We start from the raw sequence: 19,795 nt of genomic DNA, 5'->3' as shown, positions 1-19,795 counted from the left end.
CGCCGCTGTCCTATCCCTGCGCCCTTCCGCCGTGTAGACAGGCGCATATCCCAGCGCCAATGGCGCACGCGTTCCGGAGGGCAGGCTTGTCTGTCGACGATCGTCAGGATGATGGAACGGGCCATCGTTCGTCGCCGACCGGTCCCCGCGTCGCGCCGCCGCGCGAGAGGCCGTCGCCGTTTGCCGCGCCTCCCAAGCCTCCGCCTTCTCCTCCGCCCCCGCAAGGAAACGCGGCATCGCCGCCCCGCACCTTCCGGTTCTCGCTCTGGTCCGTCATCATCTTCGTACTGCTGTCGTCGAGCGTCGCCATTCAGGCCTATCGCGACCTGTCGAGGCCGGGCGCCTGGGACTTCTGGCGCGAGACCTATATCGCGGCGAGCATGAATTCGGCGGTGATTTCAGATGTCGACATCGACGGGTCGGGCCGCGGCCGGCGTGCGCTTGCGATCAGCGGCAAGATCGGCTCGGCCAGCGCGAGCTGGTTCCGCGACCGGCTCAGCGAGGCGCGTCTCGCACCTGGTGATGCCGTACTGCTGTCGTCGCAGGGTGGTGCGCTGAACCAGGCGGCGATCATGGGCGAGGTCATCCGCACACATGGCCTCGTCACCGCCGTCGCCACCGCAGACGCATCCGGCAAGCTCCGCCCTTCTGCCTGCGCCAGCGCCTGTGTCCTGGTCTATGCCGGCGGCCAGACCCGCTATGGCATCGCGGGCTCGCGGCTCGGCGTGCATCGCTTCACGACCAGCGCACCGGTCAGCGATCCCCTCGCCGAGGCGCAACGCATCCAGGGCATGGTGCTCGGCTACATGACCAAGATGGGGGTCTCCTCCGGGATCGTGGAAGCGATGTCGCAGACCTCGGATATCCGCTGGCTGAGCCCGAAGGAAGCACTCGCGCTGAACCTGATCACCAGGCCGGTCGATCGGCCCTGAGGCGCCACCGGTGTCATTAATCTGAATTATCAACCACGTCCGAAGCCGAGCGGCCAGGTGCGGCGAAAAATGCCACCTGGGGCGGAATCTTTAGTCCCTCCCCTCGCCGATTTCGGTTATGCAAGACGGCGGCAATCGACCCGCGTTCGCCTGCTTCCTGCGCGCCGACCGGATTCGTTCAGCCGGAGAATGCCCGACCAGAACGACATCACGCCGTGATGCGGCCTTGCGCCCCAGCACGTGGCGAACCGACAAGAAGCGACGCGCGTGCAGCTCTACCTCCCGATCGCCGACATTCCGGTCAATGTCTTCCTCATCCTGGCGATGGGTGCGGCGGTTGGATTTGTCTCCGGCATGTTCGGGATCGGCGGCGGTTTCCTGATGACGCCGCTGCTGATCTTCGTCGGCATCGCGCCCGCGGTCGCGGTTGCCTCGGTTGCGAGCCACATCGCGGCCTCCTCTTTCTCCGGCGCGATCTCCTATTGGCGCCGGCGCGCGATCGACCCACTGCTGGCGGCGGTGCTGCTGGTCGGCGGCACGATCGGCACCGCGCTCGGGGTGTGGACCTTCACCTTCTTGCGCTCGCTCGGCCAGCTCGACCTGATGATCGCGCTGTCCTACGTCATCCTGCTGACCACGGTCGGCGGGCTGATGTTTTGGGAAGGCCTGCGCGCGATGCTGCGTTCCCGGCGCGGCGGCCCGGTCACGCTGCGCAAACCCGGCAGCCATGGCTGGATCCACGGCCTGCCGCTGAAGCTGCGCTTCAAGCGCTCCAAGATCTACCTCTCGGTCATCCCGGTGGTCGTGGTCGGGCTCGTGATCGGCTTCATCGGCGCGGTGATGGGCATCGGTGGCGGCTTCATCCTGGTGCCGCTGATGATCTATGTGCTGCGGGTGCCGACCTCGACCGTGATCGGCACCTCGATGGTGCTCACCCTCGTCACCATGGTGTTCGCGACCCTGCTGCACGCGGTGACCAACCACCTGGTCGACGCCGTGCTGGCGCTGATCCTGATGATCGGCGGCGTCACCGGCGCGCAGTTCGGCGCCCGCGCCGGCCAGAAGATCCGCGGCGAGCATCTGCGCCTCTTGCTCGGCCTGCTCGTGCTTGCGGTCGGCATTCGTTTTGCGGTCGAGCTGGTGATCCGGCCGCAGGACCTGTTCAGCATCCGCGAAACCGGCGGAGCCCCGCCATGAGGCTGCGCGCGGGGCTTGCGATCGTGGGCCTCGTCGCCGCCAGCCTGGCGGCGGCACCGGCGCGTGCCGAGCGGCTGATCGTGTCGGTCTCCAACCACCGCGTCACCGTGACGCCGAACTATTCCGGCGGCGAGCTCGTGCTGTTCGGCTCGGTCGAGAAGGACGACAAGACGCCGTCCAATCGCGGCAATTACGATCTCGTCGTCACGGTGTCCGGCCCACGCGCCGACATGGTGACGCGGCGCAAGGAGCGCAAATTCGGGATCTGGATCAACACCGACTCGCGGCAGTTCCTGCAGGTGCCGGGCTATCTCGCACTGTTCTCCAATCGCCCGTTCGAGCAGATCGCCTCGCCGGAGGTGCAGCGGCGGCAGCAGCTCGGGCTCAACAACGTGCTGCTGATGCAGCGGGTCGGGCCCGACTTTGCCGACGTGGTGCCGAACGATCCGTTCCGCAGCGCCTTCGTCCGGCTGCGCTCCGAACACGGGCTGTACCGCGAGGCGACCTCGGCGGTGACGTTCCTGACGCCGACCCTGTTCCGCACCGGCATTCCGCTGCCGGCGGAGGTGCCGATCGGCACCTACAATGTCGAGATCAAGCTGTTTTCCGACGGCGCGCTGGTGACCAAGACCGATAGCGCGTTCGAGATCGTCAAGATCGGCTTCGAGCAGTTCGTCGCCACCACCGCTCGGCAGAACGGCCTGGTCTACGGCCTCGTCACCGCATTCATGGCGCTGATGACCGGCTGGATGGCCTCGATCGTGTTCCGCAAGGATTAGCCACCCTTCCGTTGCAGCGCGCTTCCAAAGGCGTCGCTCAGGATCGAGAGGCCGAGATCGACCTCGTCGTCGCTGATCGTCAGCGGCGGAGCGATCCGGAAGACGCTGCCCATGCCGGGCAATTGCACGATGTTGGTGCTCAGCCCGAGCTCCAGGCAGCGCTGCGACACACGCGATCCGAGCGCTTCGTCCGGCTCCTTGCTGAAGCGGTCGCGCACGATCTCGATGCCCTGCATCAGCCCCCTGCCGCGGACGTCACCGATGCATTCGAACCGGTTCTGAAGGGCGAGGAGCCCGTCCCTCAGCCGCGCGCCCGCGATCCTGGCGCGCTCGACCAATCTGTCGCGAAGGATGATCTCGATCACCTTCAGCCCGACCGCGGCCGGCATCGGATCCGACACATGCGTCGTATAGAACAGGAAGCCGCGCTCGTGACACCGCTCCTCGATCTCGGCTGACGTGACGACCGCAGCCAGAGGCAGCCCGGCACCGAGCGTCTTCGACAGGGTCAGGATGTCAGGCACGACGCCGTCACGCTCAAAAGCGAACATGGCGCCGGTCCTGCCGAGCCCCGTCTGCGCCTCGTCGACGATCAGCAGCATGCCCCGCGCGCGGCACAGCTCCTTGAGCTCGGCGAGATAGCCTTCCGGCAGATCGATCAGGCCGCCGGAGCTCAGGATCGGCTCGGCGATCATGCAGGCGAGCGAGCCGGTCGATTGGCGGTCGATAAGATCGAAGGCGTAGGCCAGCTCGGCTCGCCAATCCGCCGCATTGCCGAAGCGGGGCCGATAGAGGTTCGGCGTCGGGATCGCGAGCGAGCCGACCGGCGCCGGACCATAGCCCTTGCGGCCGGCCGAATAGGTCGTCCCGGCCGCGCCCGATGTCATGCCGTGCCAGGACTGCGCGAACGCAACGGTCTCGAAGCCGCCGGTGGCGAGCTTGGCCATCTTGATGGCAGCCTCGTTCGACTCACCACCCGTGCTCAGCAGCATGACGCGATCGAGCCCTGGCGGCAGCAGGTCCGCGAGCTGTTCGGCGAGCGCGACGACCGGACGCGTCAGCATGCCGCTGAACAGATGGTCGAGCCGTTCGGCATGCTCACCGATGGTCTTGACGATCTCCGGATGGCCGTGGCCAAGCACGGCGCTCATCTGCCCGGACGTGAAATCCAGGATGGCGCGGCCGTCGGCGTCATAGACGAAGGATCCGGACGCGCGCTCGATGATGACGGGAGCGAACGTCCCGCCATAGCGGATCAGGTGACGCCGCGCGCGATCCCAAAAGGATTGGTCGTCATTTCCGGCCATGCCCGTTCCCTTGCTGCTCGGTCGCCGCGATGAGAGACCCATGCAGCGCATCTTATACGCGCCGCGTAGCAATGACTTTGCGATTTGAGATGCATCTTGCCCATTCTTCTGCGATCAATTGCGCAAAAGATGACAAATGCGAAAGAAATGGGAACCACGATCGTGATCGACGAGATGGACCGGAAGATCCTCGACGTGCTGCAGGTCGAGGGACGCATCACCAATCTCGAGCTGGCCGAACGGATCGGCCTCTCGTCTGCCCCCTGCATGCGACGCGTCCGGACCCTGGAGGAGACCGGCATCATCAATTCCTATGTGGCGCTGGTGGACGCTGCGCGAGTTGGCCTCGGCTTCGACGTGATCGTCGAGGTCCGCCTCAAGCAGCAGAACAGGGAATCCTTCGCGCGCTTCGAGAAGAAGGTGACCGGCCTTCCCGAGGTGGCCGAATGCTGCATGATCGCCGGCGATTGGGATTATTCGCTACGGGTCGTGTCCTCCGATCTCGCAAGCTATCAATCGTTCATCCTCGACCGCCTCATGCATCCGGACACCGATATCGCCAGCTACCGCACGACCATCATCCTGCGGAAGGTCAAATCGACGACAAAGATCGATAGCTCGCTGTTCTGACCGCAAGGATCAAACAAGAATCAAACAAGCACCCCGACCCCCATCGCGATCACGCTGAGCGCCATCGCGCCGGTCGAGAGCCAGCCGAGCCAGTAGAGCCACCCGCCGACCACGAAGCGACCCATGACTTCCTTGTGGCGGGCCATGACCATCAGCAGCACCATCACGGGAACGGCAAGCACGCCGTTGACGACCGCGCTCCAGTACAGCGCCGAGATCGGATCGATTGGGGTGAAATTCAGCGCGATGCCGATGCCGCCCGACAGCGCCAGCACCGAATAGAACGCAATCGCCTCCTTCGGCTTGCGCGCCAGCCCGACCGGCCATCGCCGGCCCTCGCCGACCGCATAGGCGGTCGCGCCCGCGAGCACCGGGATCGCCAAGAGGCCCGTGCCGACGATGCCGAGCGCGAAGATCACCTCGGCAAACGGCCCGGCAATCGGACGCAACGCTTCGGCGGCCTGCGCCGAGGTCTGGATATCGGTCTTGCCGGCAGCATGCAGGGATGCGGCGGCGGTGACGATGATCGACAGCGCGATCAGGTTGGAGAACGCCATGCCGGTGATGGTGTCGGCACGAATGCGGGAAAACTCCTTCCGTACGCCGTAATGCTTCTCGATCAACGGATGCTTGGTGACGTCGACCCGCTGCTCCTCCGCCTCCTGCGAGGCCTGCCAGAAGAACAGATAGGGCGAGATGGTGGTGCCGAAGATCGCCACGATGGTGGTGAAATAATCGGAGCTCCAGGTCAGGCGCGGAACGAGCACGCCAGCGAGCGCCTGCATCCACGACACCTTGGCAAAGGCCAGCGCCGCGACATAGGCGAACAGGCTGAGCGTCAGCCATTTCAGGACGGCGACGTAGCGCCGGTAGTTCATGAATATCTGGGCAGCGACCGAGGTCACGCCGAACAGCACGACATAGAGGATGGCCGGACCGCCGATCAGGAGCTTGGTCGCGTCCGCCATGGCCGAGAGGTCGGCGGCAATGTTGACGGTGTTGGCGATGAACAGCAGCGTCACCACGATGATCAGCAGCCAGCCCGGATAATGCCGGCAGACATTGCCCGATATGCCGTGCCCGGTGACACGGCCGACCCGCGCCGAGATCTCCTGGATCGCGGTCATCAGCGGGAAGGTCAGCAGCATGGTCCAGCCGATGCCGTAGCCGAGTTGCGCGCCGGCCTGGCTGTAGGTGCCGATGCCCGACGGGTCGTCGTCGGAGGCGCCGGTGATCAGACCGGGGCCGAGCGACTTCACAACGCGGTTGAAGCTGAACGGCTCGCGCCGCGGCTTGTCGGCCGACGGGCTGCGGGACTTGTCCTGCTCTCGCGAGATCTTCCTCTGCCGTGTCATGTCCTGATCCGACCGTCGCTACAACGGCGCGGATACCGGCAGGGTTCCTAAAGTGAAACCCGCGTCACGCTCACGGTCGCGACGCGGGGCGGGCAATTCGCTGACGGCGGCCTCATGGCTGCCGTCAGCGCTGGCACGCTCATGCGGCTCTCACCTTGGCCGGCGCTGTGGGGCGGGTCACCAGGTAAATGCCGAGCGCGACCGGAACGATCCCGAGCAGGTCGCGAAATTCGACATGCTCGCCGAGCACGAGATAGGCGAACAGCATACCGAGCGGCGGCATCAGGAAGTGATAGGCGCTCGCGGCGGTCGCGCCACACACTTTCAGGAGGTGAAACCAGAGCAGATAGGCGAGGATCGAACCGCCGAGCACGAGGAAGGCGAAGGCACCGGCGAGCCGCATGCTCGGCACGATGTCACCGACGCTGGAGAGCGTGAAGGCGAACGGCATCACCGCAAGGCCGCCGGCGATGTTCTGGATGCCGTTGCCGATCCAAAGGCTGCCCTTCGGCGCCAGCAGCTTGAACAGGACGGTGCCGGCGACGATCGAGGCGAGCGAAGCCAATGTGAACAGGATGCCGTGCGGGCTATCGGTGCCGACCTTCATGCGATGCCAGACGATGAAGGCGACGCCGACGATGCCGAGCACGAGACCAACCACCTTGCGCAAGGTCATGGTCTCGCCAAGGAACATCGCCGCCAGCATGGCGGTGAAGACCGGATTGGCGGAGACGATCAGCGCGCCGAGGCCGGCGGAGACCGTCTTCAGGCCGGTGTAGCCGAGCCCGAGATAGAGCGCGTTGTTGGCGACGCCGAGCACGGCGAACACCGCCGCATCGCGCCAGGTGAGATCCCATTGATCCCGACGCAGCCAGGAGATGCCGAGGATCAGGACCCCCGCGAGCGAAAATCGCGCGGCGAGCAGGATCAGCGGCGGGCAATCGGTGACGCCGATCTTGCCGGCGACGAAGGCGTAGCTCCAGAGCAGGCAGAACAGGGCGATCAGCAGCGGCAGGGTGTTGAAGCCGGTGCGGGGGACGGACATCGAGGTTGCGGCGGGCGAGCTTGCAGAGGACATGGCAGTTTCTCCTTCGCCCCATGATCTAGGCCCACACCTTGTCATTTGGAAATTAAATGATAGACTGACATGCAGTGGATTTATGAATGGAGGCTGCGATGCTCGACCTAGAGCTGCTGCGCAGTTTCGTCTCGGTGGTCGATGCCGGCGGCTTCACCCGCGCCGGAGAGCGCGTCCACCGCACGCAATCGACGGTGAGCCAGCAGATCAAGCGCCTGGAGGAGGATGTCGGCCAGCCGCTCTTGATCCGCAGCGGCAAGGACGTCACCCCGACGGAGGCCGGCGAAAGGCTGCTCACCTATGCGCGGCGACTGCTGTCACTCGCGGAAGAGGCCCGCGACGTGCTCTCGCGCCCCGGCAGCGAAGGCGCGATCCGGATCGGCATCACCGAGGATTTTGCCGCCTATCGGTTGACGAGATTGCTCGCGACCTTCGCGCGGAGCCATCCGAATCTGCGGCTCGACGTGCGCTCGGGCCAGAGCCTGTTCCTGTATCGCGATCTGGAACGCGGCGATCTCGATCTCGCGCTGATCAAGCGCGCAGCCAGCGAGAAGGGCGGCATCGCGGTGTGGCCGGAACGTGTGCACTGGGTCACCAGCAAGAGCCATCCACGCGACACGGCGATCGGCTCGGTGCCGCTGATCGGCTTCGGCTCGGGCTGCCTCTATCGCGCCCATGCCATCCATGCGCTGGAGCGCGCGGGCCGCAACTGGCACATGGCCTACACCTCATCAAGCCTCGCCGGCATCCAGGCCGCGGTCGCCGCGGGCCTCGGACTCAGCATCCTGTCGGAGATGTCGATCCAGGCCGAACATCGCGTGCTGACGGCAAAAGACGGCTTTGCGCCGATCGAGCGGACCGAAGTCGCCCTTGTCGCCACCCCCGAAGCCAGCCCCGCAACGCTGCGGCTGGCGGATCGGCTGGCGGAGTATTGCGAGAGCGTACAGGCGAAGGCGGCGTAGGCAGAGACCGCGCCGCTACTCCCCTGTCGTCCCTGCGAAAGCAGGGACCACAGGGCTGTGTTGCTGAAGCCGGCTGTGGCCCCATCGTCGCGCAACAACGATGATCGGTGGTTATAGGTCCCGGGTCGCGCTTCGCTTGCCCGGGACGACACCGAGAATGATGGCAAGCTGGAGTGGACTGGTCACGACCGTCAATAACACCGCGACGCCACGAACGCGTGGACGCGGTTGTCGCCGAGCACGTGGGCCATGAATCCCGGCGATCCGAAAATCCGCGCGAACGCGGCGTCGCGGATGCTGAGGCCCCCGGTATAGGCGCCGAAGGCCGGCATCACCGCGCGCTCGCCGTCGGAGGCAAAGCAACGGCGCTCGATCGAGCGGCCGCGGGTCGGCACCCGCGCCTTGGGGTGGAGGTGCCCGGCGATCTCGCCGGCAGCGCCAGTCGGCTCATGGCGGAACACGATCGGGCCGATCGCGACCTCGGTCGCGACCACGCCGCCGAGACTGGGCGGCAGCGCCGGATCGTGGTTGCCCGAGATCCAGATCCAATTGCGCCGCACTTGCAGCGCCGCGAGCGCCTCGCGATCCGGCTCCGACAGCCGCGCATGCGCATCGCGGTCGTGAAAGCTGTCGCCGAGCGCGATCACCTGCCGCGGATCGTGCCGCGCGATCACGGCGGCAAGCCGGCTCAGCGTCGCCACCGTGTCGTAAGGCGGCAGCAGCACGCCGCGGGCAGCGAAGCTCGAGCCCTTTTCCAGATGCAGGTCGGAGACCACGAGCAGGCTCCGTTCTTCCCAGAACAGCGCGCCGGAAAAATCCGCCACGAAGCCGACATCCGCGACCGTGACCCTCGAAACGCGCATGTCGTCACCATCTCGCAAAGCTAGCGCGCTTGCCGTCACGTCCTGTTCCCCAACGATACCAGCGTTATGTCATAGCCTCCCGCACGAGTTCCTCGGCCGCCTCGGCCAGAAGCTCGTCGGATGCTTCGCCATAAACTGACTCGCGGCCGATTTCCAGCAGCGCGGGCACGGCAAGCGGAGAAACGTGGTCGAGATCCTTGTGGGTGATTCGGCCCTGGATGCGCGAAAGCATGTCGCTGAGGCGGCGGAGATCGAGCAATCCCGTGGCGGCATCGCCGCGCGCGGCGCGCAGCAGCACATGATCGGCCTGGTGCTTGCGCAGCACGTCGTAGATCAAATCGGTCGAGAACAGCACCTGGCGGCGCGACTTCTCCTCGTCGGTGAAGCGGCGCGCGATCAACCCCGAGATGATGGCGCAGTTGCGGAAGGTGCGCTTCATCAGCGCAGACTCTGCAAGCCACGCTTCGAGGTCGTCGCCGAGCATATCAGGGTCGAACAGCGCGTTGAGATCGAGCTTGCCGTGCCGGATCATGAAGGAGAGATCGCCGACGCCCCAGACCGCGAGCGCATATTCATTGGCGACGAAGCCGAGCGGACGGGCGCGGGCGCGCTCCAGCCGGCGCGTCAGCAGCATGCCGAGCGTCTGATGCGCCAGCCGACCCTCGAACGGATAGCAGACCAGATAATGGCTACCACCGCGCGGAAAAGTCTCGACCAGCAGCTCGCGCACCGCAGGCACCCGCGAGAATTTTCGCTGCAGCGACAGCCAGTCGTGCACCTGGTCCGGCAATCCGCTCCAGGCCCGGCTGTTGTCGAGCAGCTTGCGGACGCGCTCGGCGAGATAGGTCGACAGCGGAAACTTGCCGCCCATATAGGACGGCACTTTTGCATCCTTATCATTGGCGCGGGAAACATAGACCTGGTCTTCGACCAAGGCCTCGTAGCGCACCACCTCACCGCCAAAGACAAAAGTGTCGCCGGGCACGAGGCCCTCGATGAAGACCTCCTCGATCTCGCCCAGCATCCGGCCGCCGCGGGCGATTGCACCGGTCGATCCGCCACTTTTTCCTTGCCCACCGGCACGCGAGCGCACCAGCCGCACCTTCAGCATGGTCTCCTCGACGATGGTCCCGACATTGAGGCGGTAGCTCTGCCGCACCTTGGGATTGGCGACGCGCCAGCGGCCCTGCTTGTCCTGCTTGATGCGCGCGAAGCGTTCGTAGGTTTTCAGCGCGTAGCCGCCGGTCGCGACGAAGTCGACGACGTCGTCGAAATCGGTTCGCGACAGCGACGCATAGGGTGCCGCGGTCCTGACCTCATCGTAGAGCTCGTCGGACAGGAACGGCTTGCCGCAGGCGCAGCCGAGCACGTGCTGGGCCAGCACGTCGAGCGCGCCCGTGCGCAGGGGCGGCGTGTCCTGCGCATTCTCGGCGATGGCGTCGATCGCAACACGGCATTCCAGCACCTCGAAGCGGTTGGCCGGCACCAGCACGGCGCGCGAGGCCTCGTCGAAGCGGTGGTTGGCGCGGCCGATCCGCTGCATCAGCCGCGACGAGCCTTTGGGCGCGCCGATATTGATGACGAGGTCGACATCACCCCAGTCGACGCCGAGATCGAGCGAGGAGGTGCAGACCACGCCGCGCAGCCGGCCGGCGGCCATCGCGTCCTCGACCTTGCGGCGCTGCGCGACATCGAGCGAGCCATGATGCAGCGCGATCGCGAGCCCGTCGTCGTTCATGCGCCAGAGATCCTGGAACAGCATCTCGGCCTGGCTGCGGGTGTTGACGAACACCAGCGTGGTCTTGTTGTGCTTGATCAGCTCATAGACCTCGGGCAGCGCATGGCGCGCGCTGTGGCCCGACCACGGCAGCCGTTCGCGCGTATCGAGCATCTCGACCACCGGCGGCGCGGCGCCGCCGGCGATGACGACGTCGGCGGATACGCTCTCGCCGCCCGACTGCTGCACCAGGAAACGCGCGAGTTGTTCCGGCTCGGCCACCGTCGCCGAGAGGCCGATGGCGCGCGCCAGCGGTGCGATGGTCCAGAGCCGCGCGAGACCGAGCGACAGCAGATCGCCGCGCTTGGAGGTGACCAGCGCATGCAGCTCGTCGAGCACGATGCGCTTCAGCGACGAGAACAGATAGGGCGCGTCGTCCGATGCCAGCAGCAGCGCCAGCTGTTCCGGCGTGGTGAGCAGAATATCCGGCGGATAGCGCCGCTGCCGCTGCCGTCGCGACACCGGCGTGTCGCCGGTGCGGGTCTCGATCCTGATCGGCAGCCCCATCTCGGCAACCGGCGTCTCCAGATTGCGCGCGATGTCGACCGCGAGCGCCTTGAGCGGCGAGATGTAGAGCGTGTGCAGCCCGCCGCTGCGGCGGACGCCGCGGCCGGTTGAGGTCAGAGTCTTTCTTGGTTCCGCAGCGCTCGCTGGCAGGGCTCCCTCCCCCCTTGCGGGGTCCGAGGCGAGCAAGGCTCGCTCTCGAGATTGGGGAGAGGGGTAAGCCGTATCGCTCGGAGCAAGCGGCGCAGCCCTCTCCCGCACGGGGGGAGGTGGCAATCGAGTATGCGACACAAGTTTTCCGGCTCTCTCGCCGCTCTCCCCGCTCAGCTCCACCAGCGTCGGCAGGAACCCCGCCAGCGTCTTGCCCGCTCCGGTCGGGGCGATCAGCAGCGCCGAACGCTGCTCGCGCGCCTTCGCCAGCAGCGCGAGTTGATGCTCACGCGGCGACCAGCCGCGTGAGGCAAACCAGTCGCGAAACCGGCGCGGCAAGAGATCGGCCGTTTCCGACGGCGGGACGGAAAAGAGATCGAGCGTCGACACGCCCAAGAGGTAAGCGGTTCAAGCGGTTTCGTCGAGGGTAGGACCGTCCGGGAATGCGAGGCCGTGCCTGAACCACGTCCGGACCAACGCCTTCAACGGGCAGTTCCGAGATTGCCTGCGACTGGGCGTAACGAAGAGACGCAAAAACGGTGCCATCGATCCCGAATATGAGATTCACGCCCTCAACCGCCTGCGCCGAAGCACGGTCTCGGCCGCACGCGCGCCCGCACGATGTGCAGGCTAGCAGGCGGTTGCAGGACATTCGCGCTCGTTCCTGAGTAGCGCTCGGACATTGCGTTTCCATCCAAGTCTTCGACCAGCTCGAAGCCGACGTCCGCCAAATCCTTCGCAATCTCCCTGGGATCGAATCCCGACACATAAGGTTCGCCCATCGTCGCGACCGCCTGGGCATTTTGATTGTGATGCGACCGCGACCCACCCGGGGCAAATTCGATTTGATCGACATAGGTGAAGACAAGCTCGCTTCCCTCTGAGCCGCAGGTCGCCACAGCACGCAGGGTGGCTAAATTGGCTTCCCGCGTCAGATACACCGTAACGCCGAGCAACGAGAAGAATGCCGCCTCGTTCCGCTGAAACGAGGAGCGGGTCAGGGCGGTTGCGAGATCCTCCTTAGCGAGGTCGGCCGCGATGAAGTGCACCGACTCCGGAAGCGAAACGCCGCATTCCTTGATGCGCTCAATCTTCATCAGCTGCGTCGCCGGGTGGTCGATTTCGAAGATGTCGAGAGCATCGGAAAAGGCCGGGCGGCGAAGCGCGAAGCTGTCGAAGCCCGCACCGATCAGGACATATTGGCGCACGCCCCTGTCCGCTGCCTGCCTCAGCGCATCCTCGGCGTAGCGGGAGCGGATCACTACTCCGGGGTAGGCGGCATTGGTTCGCAGAAATTCATCCAGGATCGAATCCGGCGTCGGCAAGGCGCCGGCGCGGGCCTCCGAATTCATGCGAGCCAAAATCCGCTGGCTCATTCTGTCGCGTTCGGACTTGGGAATGAGGCGATCGCCCCAAGGGTCGTGCAACAGAGGAGACGCGTCGGATCGCGAATGCAGCGCCCTCATAAGCGACGTCGCCATGGCCGTGCGGCTGGCCGCTTCCCTCATCGATTCTCTCCTGGACCTTACGCCTGTCGCTTCGGACCTGAGTGCTGGCGGCAGCGTATCAGGAATTGGCACGGACGGCGATGAGATTGGCCTGAAGCGTGGCAGCCTGAAGACGGCCTCTGCCTCTCGCCGCGACAGGCGGAGAGAGATGGAGGAAAAATCGGTTCTTGATCGCCCGCCCTACTCCGTCATCGGCTCGCCGGAGAGGTCCCAATCCTTGCCGTTGAAGATCGAGACATAGAGCGTCTTCATCGGCGTGTAGTCGTCGGGCGTATAGCTGTAATTGATGCCGTCGAGGAAATAGGGCGAATGGAAGCCGGCCAGCGTGGCGGCGTGCTTCAGCACGTTGGCCCGGGTCAGATCGTCGCCGCAGCGGCGCAGGATTTCGCCCATCGTCGCCGCCTGGCCGTAGCCGGCGAAGGCGATGGTGTTATCAGGGTCGATGTTCGGCAGGTACTTCTTGCGCAGCTCCTCGAACGCGACGACGTCCGGATCCTTCTCGTAGCGGGGCACGCCGACTTCCTTGTTGTAGCGGATCGCGACGATGTCCTTGGCGTTCTCGAGGCCCGCAGCGCTCAGGATCGAGCGGCCGGTCGAGCCCGCCGACAGCAGCTGCAACGGCTTCCAGCCGAGCTCCGCCACCTTGCGGATCGACTGCGACGTCGCCTTGCCGGTGGTGATGTTGTAGAACACGTCGGCGCCCGACTTCGACAGATTGATGAGCTGGGAATCGACCGTCGGATCGGTGAGATCGTAGGTCTGCTCCATGATCACCTGTGCCTTGCCGCCGGCATCGGCCAGCACCTTCTTGAACGGACCGAGGAAGTCGCGGCCGAAATCGTCGTTCTGGTAGAGGATGCCGATCTTGGCGTTCGGCTTCACGCTGACGACGTGCTTGGCCAGGATGCGGGCTTCGGTCGGATAGAGCGGCAGGCCCGCCATGGTCCATTTGAAATTCTTCGGGTCGTTCCACTTCGAGGCGCCGGTGTTCAACAGCAGTTGGGGAACGCCCTTGGAATTGAGGTATTTGTGCACGGCGGTCTGCGGCGCGGTGCCGAGCGAGCCATAGAGCGCCAGCACCTCCTCCTGCTCGACCAGCCGGCGCGTCGCCTCGACGCATTTCGGCGCGCTGTAGGCGTCGTCCATGGTGAGGAATTTCACCTTGCGGCCGTTGATGCCGCCCTTGTCGTTCAGCATCTGGAAATAGGCTTCGCCGACGCGGCCGAGCACACCATAGAGCGAGCCGGGTCCGGAATGCGGCACGGTCTGGCCGAGCTTGATCTCGGTGTCACCAGCACCCGGATCGTACTTCTTGTCGGCGGCCCGGACGAACGGCGCAGGCAGCACGGACGCTGCAATCACGGACAATGCGGTGGCGCCGAACTCGCGCCGCGTATGTTTTTTCATTGGTTCTCTCCCTGAGGCGAAAAGCTCTCGCATTCCGTCCAGCGCCGAGCAAGCGCGAAGTCACAGCTTTGCGGCGCAATGCCGCGTCACGGCAAATGCGTAGCGTGTAGACTCAAGTTGGGATCGGGGTGCGCAGGATCGTGGCTTCACCCTCCCCTGGAGGGGGAGGGTCGACTCACATTGAGCGTAGCGAGATGTGAGGCGGGGTGGGGTGAGGGTCTTTCCGCGAACAACGCTGCCCGTGTTGAGAGATCACCCCACCCCGCTTCGCATTTCGCTACGCTTCATGCGAACCGACCCTCCCCCTCCAGGGGAGGGTGAGCACGTCACGGCTTGACGGCGACGGCGACGAGCCCGGGCGCCGGGATGTTGTCCTCATTGCGAGCCGAGAGATCGTCGAGCAGAGCCAGCGTCAGCCCCGCGGCCGCGACGGAGGCACGCACGTAGGCTGCGCTGTGGGCGTAACGCAGCCCTTCGCCGAGGATGACGCCATCGCCGTCATGGGTCTCGGTCGTGAAGGCGAGCACGCCGTCCCCGACCAGCACGCGCGCGGCTTCAGTGAGCACGGGCGCGAGATCGGCGACATAGACCATCGCATCGGCCGCGAGGATCAATTCGGCGCTGGCGTCCGGCTTGCCCGAAATGCCCTTCAGCATGTCGTCGACCTCGAGCTCGGCATAGAGCCCGGTGGCGCGCGACTTGTCGATCATGCGCGGCGACAGGTCGATGCCGATGAAGCGATCGACGTGCTGCGCGAATGCAGCGGCCGCGAGGCCGGTGCCGCAGCCGAGATCGATCGCGCGCTTGAAGAACGCAGGCTTCCTCGCAGACGCGCGCACCGACAGCACCGCCTTGAACAGCAGCGCCGGGCCGCGATAGCCGAGATCGCCGACCAGCGCGGCCTCGAAGCGCGGCGCATATTGATCGAACAACGTCTGCACATAGCCTGGCGGCATCGCGCCGACGGCCTCGACGCCGAGCTGCATGAGATGCAGGCCGGCGCCATGGCGGTCTTCGGGATCGGCGTCGCGCGCGGCGCGGAAGGCTGCGATCGCGGTGTCGCGCTGGCCGAGCTCGAGGCGGATCTTACCCAGCGTGTACCAGGCCGACGGGAATTTCGGCACCAGCTCGATCGCCTGTTCGAGCAGCTCGGCGGCAGCCGCCAGATCGCCCTTCAATTGCAGGTCGCGCGCGAACTCGTAGCGGCGGTCGGCAACGAGGTCGCCGGAGGACAGAAACAGGCGGGGGGCCATTCGCTTTCTAAGGAACCATCTGGGCCGGGGTCCGGCCATCCATCAAAGCACGGACTCTTTCCGAAGATGGAGGCACGGGTCAAGCCTGCGCGTGACCGCTAAACATCGCGGATCGATCGCCTATATAGGGACAATGCGCCCGCAAGACATCCTGATGCCCGTCCCGGCCGGGCTTTGCTGCAAGCCCGGCGGCTTCCACGTCGATCCTGTCAGGCCGGTCGAGCGGGCACTGATCACGCATGGCCATTCCGACCATGCGCGGCCGGGCCACGGCGCGGTTCTCGCCACCCAAGAAACGCTCGACATGATGCGGCTGCGCTACGGCGAGAATTTCGCAGGCTCGACGCAGGCGATCGCCTACGGCGAAGAGATCAGTCTCGGTGACGTCACGGTGACGTTTCATCCCGCCGGCCACGTGTTGGGCTCCGCCCAGATATCGGTCACCTGCAAGGATACCCGCATCGTCGCCTCCGGCGACTACAAGGACGCGCGCGACCCGACCTGCGCGCCGTTCGAGCTCGTCCCTTGCCACGTCTTCATCACGGAGGCGACCTTTGGCCTGCCGGTATTTCGCCATGGCGATGCCGCCGATGAAGTAAAGAAACTGCTGGCGTCCGTAAAACTGTTTCCGGAGCGCGCGCACCTGGTCGGCGCCTATTCGCTCGGCAAGGCGCAGCGCGTCATCGCGCTGCTGCGCGAGGCCGGCTACGACGCGCCGATCTATCTGCACGGCGCGATGGAAAAGATCACCTATTATTATCAGGAGCGCGGCATTCCGCTCGGCGAGCTCAGGCTGGCGCGCGGCATGAAGAAGGCCGAGCTTGCCGGCACCATCACGCTGGCGCCGCCGAGCGCGACCTCCGATGTCTGGACGCGGCGCTTCCCCGATCCGGTTACGGCTTTTGCGTCGGGCTGGATGCGCGTCCGCGCCCGGGCGCGGCAGGGCGGCGTCGAGCTGCCGCTGGTGATCTCGGATCATGCCGACTGGGACGGGCTGACGGCGACGATCGCCGCGACCGGCGCGGGCGAGATCTGGGTCACCCACGGCCAGGAAGACGCGCTGGTGCATTGGTGCAAGAGCAAGGGCCTTGCCGCACGGCCGCTCGATCTGGTCGGCTATGGCGACGAGGACGAGGGCGAGACGGCGGCAGTCACCGGCGAGGCGGAGCCCGCCGGCGAAGGCAAGCCCGTCGGCGAGACCAAGAAGCCATGAACCGCTTTGCCGAGCTGCTCGACCGGCTCGCCTACGAGCCGGGCCGCAACAACAAGATCAAGCTGCTGGTCGCCTATTTCCGCGAGACCGAGGATCCCGACCGCGGCTACGCGCTGGCGGCGCTGACCGGCGCGCTGTCGTTCAAGCACGCCAAGCCGGGCCTGATCCGCGACCTGATCACCGAACGCACCGACCCGGTGCTGTTTGGCTACTCCTATGATTACGTCGGCGATCTCTCCGAAACCGTCGCACTGATGTGGCCGAAATCTTCTCCCTCCCCCGCAAGCGGGAGAGGTGAAGAAGGCCCGCCGCCCAGTACCCGCCACAACAACCCGCCGCCTCCCGCCCTCACCGACGTCGTCACCACGCTGCGCACACTCGGCAAGGCCGAGCTGCCGGCGCAGCTGGCGCGCTGGCTGGACGAGCTCGACGAGACCGGGCGCTGGGCACTGCTGAAACTCGTCACCGGCGCGATGCGGATCGGAATCTCGGCGCGGCTCGCGAAGACCGCAGCAGCCACTCTCGGCGAGAAGGACCCGCACGAGGTCGAGCTGATGTGGCCCGGCCTGTCGCCGCCCTATCTCGAATTGTTCGCCTGGCTCGAAGGCCGCGGCGACAAGCCGGTCAACCTGGACCCTGTGCCGTTCCGACCGGTGATGCTGGCGCATGCGATCGAGGATGGCGATTTCGCCAATCTCGACGCCGCCGATTTCAGCGCAGAATGGAAGTGGGATGGCATCCGCGTGCAGGCGGTCGCCGGCCACGACGCGCGCGGCCACATCCAGGCGCGGCTCTATTCGCGCACCGGCGAGGACATCACCGGCAGCTTCCCCGACCTCGTGCCGTCGCTGCATCTGCCAGGCGCGATCGACGGCGAATTGCTGGTGCTGCGCGAGGGCCGCGTGCAGACCTTCAACGTGTTGCAGCAACGGCTGAACCGCAAAGTCGTCTCGCCGAAGCTGATCAAGGAATTTCCGATCCACTTACGCGCCTACGACCTGCTCGGCGATGACGCGAACGATTTGCGCGAGCTGCCTTTCACCGAACGGCGCGCGCATCTCGAAGCGTTCATCGCCAAGCTGAACGATCCGCGCATCGATCTGTCGCCGACGGTCCCGTTCGCGAGCTGGGAAGAACTGGCGGCAGCGCGCGCCGATCCGAAGAGCGCGGGCGCCGCCCACGATGCCGACGCGGTCGAAGGCGTGATGCTGAAGCGGCGCGACGCGCCCTATCTGCCCGGACGCCCGAAGGGTCCGTGGTGGAAGTGGAAGCGCGATCCGCACATCATCGACGCGGTGCTGATGTATGCCCAACGCGGCCACGGCAAGCGCTCGTCCTATTACTCCGACTACACGTTCGGGGTCTGGACCCGTGGCGAGGCCGGCGACGAGCTGGTGCCGGTCGGCAAGGCCTATTTCGGCTTCACCGATGAGGAGCTGTTGCAGATCGATCGCTTCGTCCGCCGCAACACCACCGAGAAGTTCGGTCCGGTGCGGCATGTCGTGCACGAGCCGGATCAGGGGCTGGTGATGGAAGTCGCCTTCGAGGGCTTGCAGCGCTCGCCGCGTCACAAATCCGGCGTCGCGATGCGCTTTCCCCGGATCAGCCGCCTGCGCTGGGACAAGAAGCCTGACGAAGCCGACCGGCTGGAGACACTTGAACGGATGTTAATCTCCATGACAGGAAGTTAAACCCGCAAGCCGCATGGCAGCCATTGATCGCGGTCCGCGGGTTTCCCATGTGCTGCGCCGTGACCTATAATGCGGGCGATTCCGCGGGAGATAGCAATGCCAGACAACATCCGGGACTTGCCGGCCGGCCAGAGTGACGGCCTGTACCGCTTTCTCGGCGGATCGCCGCTCTCGGTGGCGTTCCGGCTGATCCTGCTCTCGATCCTGGTCGGCGTCGTGCTCGCCGCGATCGGCCTCGACCCGTGGAACATTCTCTACAGCGTCCGCCGGCTGTTCCAGAGCCTCTGGGATTTCGGGTTCGACGCGATCAACTGGGCGTGGCGCTACTTCCTGCTCGGCGCCGTAATCGTGATCCCGATCTGGCTGTTGTCGCGGCTGTTCGGCGCGCCGCGCGGCCGCTGATCCAAAGGAGCACGCGCAGCCGATGAAATTGCAATTTGTCGGCTGCGGCGATGCGTTCGGCTCCGGTGGCCGCTTCAACACCTGCTTCCATGTCACCGGCGCGCGCGCCAATTTCCTGATCGATTGCGGCGCGTCCTCGCTGCCGGCGCTGAAGCGGCTCGAGATCGATCGCGACGCGATCGACCTGATCCTGATCACGCATTTCCACGGCGACCATTTCGCCGGCCTGCCCTTCTTCCTGCTCGATGCGCAATTCTCCCGCCGCACCCGGCCGCTGGTGATCGCCGGGCCGCAGGGCATCGAGACGAAACTGCCCGAGGTGATGGAGGTGATGTTCGAGCATTCCTCCAAAACCAGGCAACGCTTCGATCTGTCCGTCGTCACGCTCGCACCGCGGGAGCGGCGCAGCTTCGGCGAGGTGAGCGTGACGCCCTACCCGGTGGTGCATGGCGAATCCGGCGGGCCATTTCTCGCCTATCGCGTCGAGGCGGAAGGCCGCGTCGTCAGCTACAGCGCCGACACCGAGTGGACCGACGCGCTGATCCCGGCCGCGCAGAACGCGGACCTCTTCATCACTGAGGCCTATACCTACGACAGAATCGTCAAGAACCATCTCAGCCTGAAAGCGCTGGAGGCGCATTTGCCGGCCATCAACGCCAGGCGCGTGGTGCTGACCCATATGAGCGACGACATGCTCGGCCGCGCCGACAACCTGCCCTACACGGCAGCGAGCGACGGCATGGTCGTGGTGTTCTGACCATGCCATGCCTTGTCGGCCGCCCCTCCG

The 19,795-nt window shown here is 65.7% G+C and carries 17 protein-coding genes; 9 read left to right on the top strand and 8 right to left on the bottom strand.

Features of this window, described 5'->3' with window-relative positions:
• Window positions 1-86: 86 nt before the first annotated feature.
• From ACE10Z_RS03500 to ACE10Z_RS03490, 3 genes are all read left to right on the top strand, one after another.
• A complete protein-coding gene (locus ACE10Z_RS03500; protein ID WP_375786697.1) occupies window positions 87-932 on the top strand; it encodes a hypothetical protein in 846 nt (281 codons plus the stop codon).
• A 267-nt stretch (window positions 933-1,199) separates the two neighbouring features.
• The gene (locus tag ACE10Z_RS03495; protein WP_375786696.1) at window positions 1,200-2,129 is read left to right on the top strand and encodes a sulfite exporter TauE/SafE family protein; all 930 of its coding nucleotides are present in this window, start codon (window positions 1,200-1,202) and stop codon (window positions 2,127-2,129) included.
• A complete protein-coding gene (locus ACE10Z_RS03490; RefSeq protein ID WP_375786695.1) occupies window positions 2,126-2,908 on the top strand; it encodes a TIGR02186 family protein in 783 nt (260 codons plus the stop codon). The genes ACE10Z_RS03495 and ACE10Z_RS03490 overlap by 4 nt, the downstream gene beginning before the upstream one ends.
• On the opposite strand, the gene ACE10Z_RS03485 is transcribed toward ACE10Z_RS03490, so the two are convergent.
• On the bottom strand, window positions 2,905-4,215 hold the full coding sequence (locus tag ACE10Z_RS03485; protein ID WP_375786694.1) for an aspartate aminotransferase family protein: 1,311 nt from the start codon (window positions 4,213-4,215) through the stop codon (window positions 2,905-2,907). The genes ACE10Z_RS03490 and ACE10Z_RS03485 overlap by 4 nt on opposite strands.
• Before the next feature lie 147 nt (window positions 4,216-4,362).
• Here ACE10Z_RS03485 and ACE10Z_RS03480 point away from each other — a divergent pair, with 147 nt between their 5' ends.
• On the top strand, window positions 4,363-4,845 hold the full coding sequence (locus tag ACE10Z_RS03480) for an Lrp/AsnC family transcriptional regulator (RefSeq protein WP_375786693.1): 483 nt from the start codon (window positions 4,363-4,365) through the stop codon (window positions 4,843-4,845).
• A gap of 20 nt (window positions 4,846-4,865) precedes the next feature.
• On the opposite strand, the gene ACE10Z_RS03475 is transcribed toward ACE10Z_RS03480, so the two are convergent.
• A complete protein-coding gene (locus tag ACE10Z_RS03475) occupies window positions 4,866-6,200 on the bottom strand; it encodes an NRAMP family divalent metal transporter (RefSeq protein WP_375786692.1) in 1,335 nt (444 codons plus the stop codon).
• Window positions 6,201-6,339: 139 nt separating this feature from the next.
• Window positions 6,340-7,278: a DMT family transporter gene (locus ACE10Z_RS03470; protein ID WP_375786691.1), complete on the bottom strand. Its 939-nt coding sequence runs from the start codon at window positions 7,276-7,278 to the stop codon at window positions 6,340-6,342.
• A 98-nt stretch (window positions 7,279-7,376) separates the two neighbouring features.
• Here ACE10Z_RS03470 and ACE10Z_RS03465 point away from each other — a divergent pair, with 98 nt between their 5' ends.
• A complete protein-coding gene (locus ACE10Z_RS03465; protein ID WP_375786690.1) occupies window positions 7,377-8,240 on the top strand; it encodes a LysR family transcriptional regulator in 864 nt (287 codons plus the stop codon).
• Window positions 8,241-8,431: 191 nt separating this feature from the next.
• On the opposite strand, the gene pdeM is transcribed toward ACE10Z_RS03465, so the two are convergent.
• The 5 genes from pdeM to ACE10Z_RS03440 all read right to left on the bottom strand — a co-directional run bounded on the left by pdeM (window position 8,432) and on the right by ACE10Z_RS03440 (window position 15,702).
• Window positions 8,432-9,103 (bottom strand): ligase-associated DNA damage response endonuclease PdeM, encoded by a 672-nt coding sequence (gene pdeM / locus ACE10Z_RS03460; RefSeq protein WP_375786689.1) that lies wholly within the window; start codon window positions 9,101-9,103, stop codon window positions 8,432-8,434.
• Window positions 9,104-9,167: 64 nt separating this feature from the next.
• A complete protein-coding gene (locus ACE10Z_RS03455; RefSeq protein WP_375790093.1) occupies window positions 9,168-11,924 on the bottom strand; it encodes a ligase-associated DNA damage response DEXH box helicase in 2,757 nt (918 codons plus the stop codon).
• A gap of 182 nt (window positions 11,925-12,106) precedes the next feature.
• Window positions 12,107-13,042: a class I SAM-dependent methyltransferase gene (locus ACE10Z_RS03450; protein ID WP_375786688.1), complete on the bottom strand. Its 936-nt coding sequence runs from the start codon at window positions 13,040-13,042 to the stop codon at window positions 12,107-12,109.
• A gap of 180 nt (window positions 13,043-13,222) precedes the next feature.
• A complete protein-coding gene (locus ACE10Z_RS03445; protein WP_375786687.1) occupies window positions 13,223-14,449 on the bottom strand; it encodes an ABC transporter substrate-binding protein in 1,227 nt (408 codons plus the stop codon).
• Window positions 14,450-14,775: 326 nt separating this feature from the next.
• The gene (locus ACE10Z_RS03440; RefSeq protein WP_375786686.1) at window positions 14,776-15,702 is read right to left on the bottom strand and encodes a class I SAM-dependent DNA methyltransferase; all 927 of its coding nucleotides are present in this window, start codon (window positions 15,700-15,702) and stop codon (window positions 14,776-14,778) included.
• 133 nt (window positions 15,703-15,835) lie between these two features.
• On the opposite strand from ACE10Z_RS03440, the gene ACE10Z_RS03435 reads away from it, so the two are divergent.
• From ACE10Z_RS03435 to ACE10Z_RS03420, 4 genes are all read left to right on the top strand, one after another.
• Window positions 15,836-16,915, top strand: coding sequence for a ligase-associated DNA damage response exonuclease (locus ACE10Z_RS03435; protein ID WP_375786685.1), 1,080 nt, complete (start codon window positions 15,836-15,838; stop codon window positions 16,913-16,915).
• Window positions 16,912-18,606 carry a cisplatin damage response ATP-dependent DNA ligase gene (locus ACE10Z_RS03430; RefSeq protein ID WP_375786684.1) on the top strand — a complete coding sequence of 565 codons (1,695 nt, stop codon included), beginning with the start codon at window positions 16,912-16,914 and terminating at the stop codon, window positions 18,604-18,606. Before ACE10Z_RS03435 ends, ACE10Z_RS03430 begins: the two co-directional genes overlap by 4 nt.
• A 96-nt stretch (window positions 18,607-18,702) precedes the next feature.
• The gene (locus tag ACE10Z_RS03425) at window positions 18,703-19,008 is read left to right on the top strand and encodes a DUF6460 domain-containing protein (RefSeq protein WP_375786683.1); all 306 of its coding nucleotides are present in this window, start codon (window positions 18,703-18,705) and stop codon (window positions 19,006-19,008) included.
• Between the two features lie 22 nt (window positions 19,009-19,030).
• Window positions 19,031-19,765, top strand: coding sequence for an MBL fold metallo-hydrolase (locus tag ACE10Z_RS03420; RefSeq protein WP_375786682.1), 735 nt, complete (start codon window positions 19,031-19,033; stop codon window positions 19,763-19,765).
• Window positions 19,766-19,795: the final 30 nt, after the last annotated feature.

This window comes from Bradyrhizobium sp. Pha-3 (assembly GCF_042258615.1).
In the GTDB taxonomy this organism is placed as follows: Bacteria; Pseudomonadota; Alphaproteobacteria; order Rhizobiales; family Xanthobacteraceae; genus Bradyrhizobium.
This window is presented reverse-complemented; position numbering and strand designations above follow the sequence as displayed.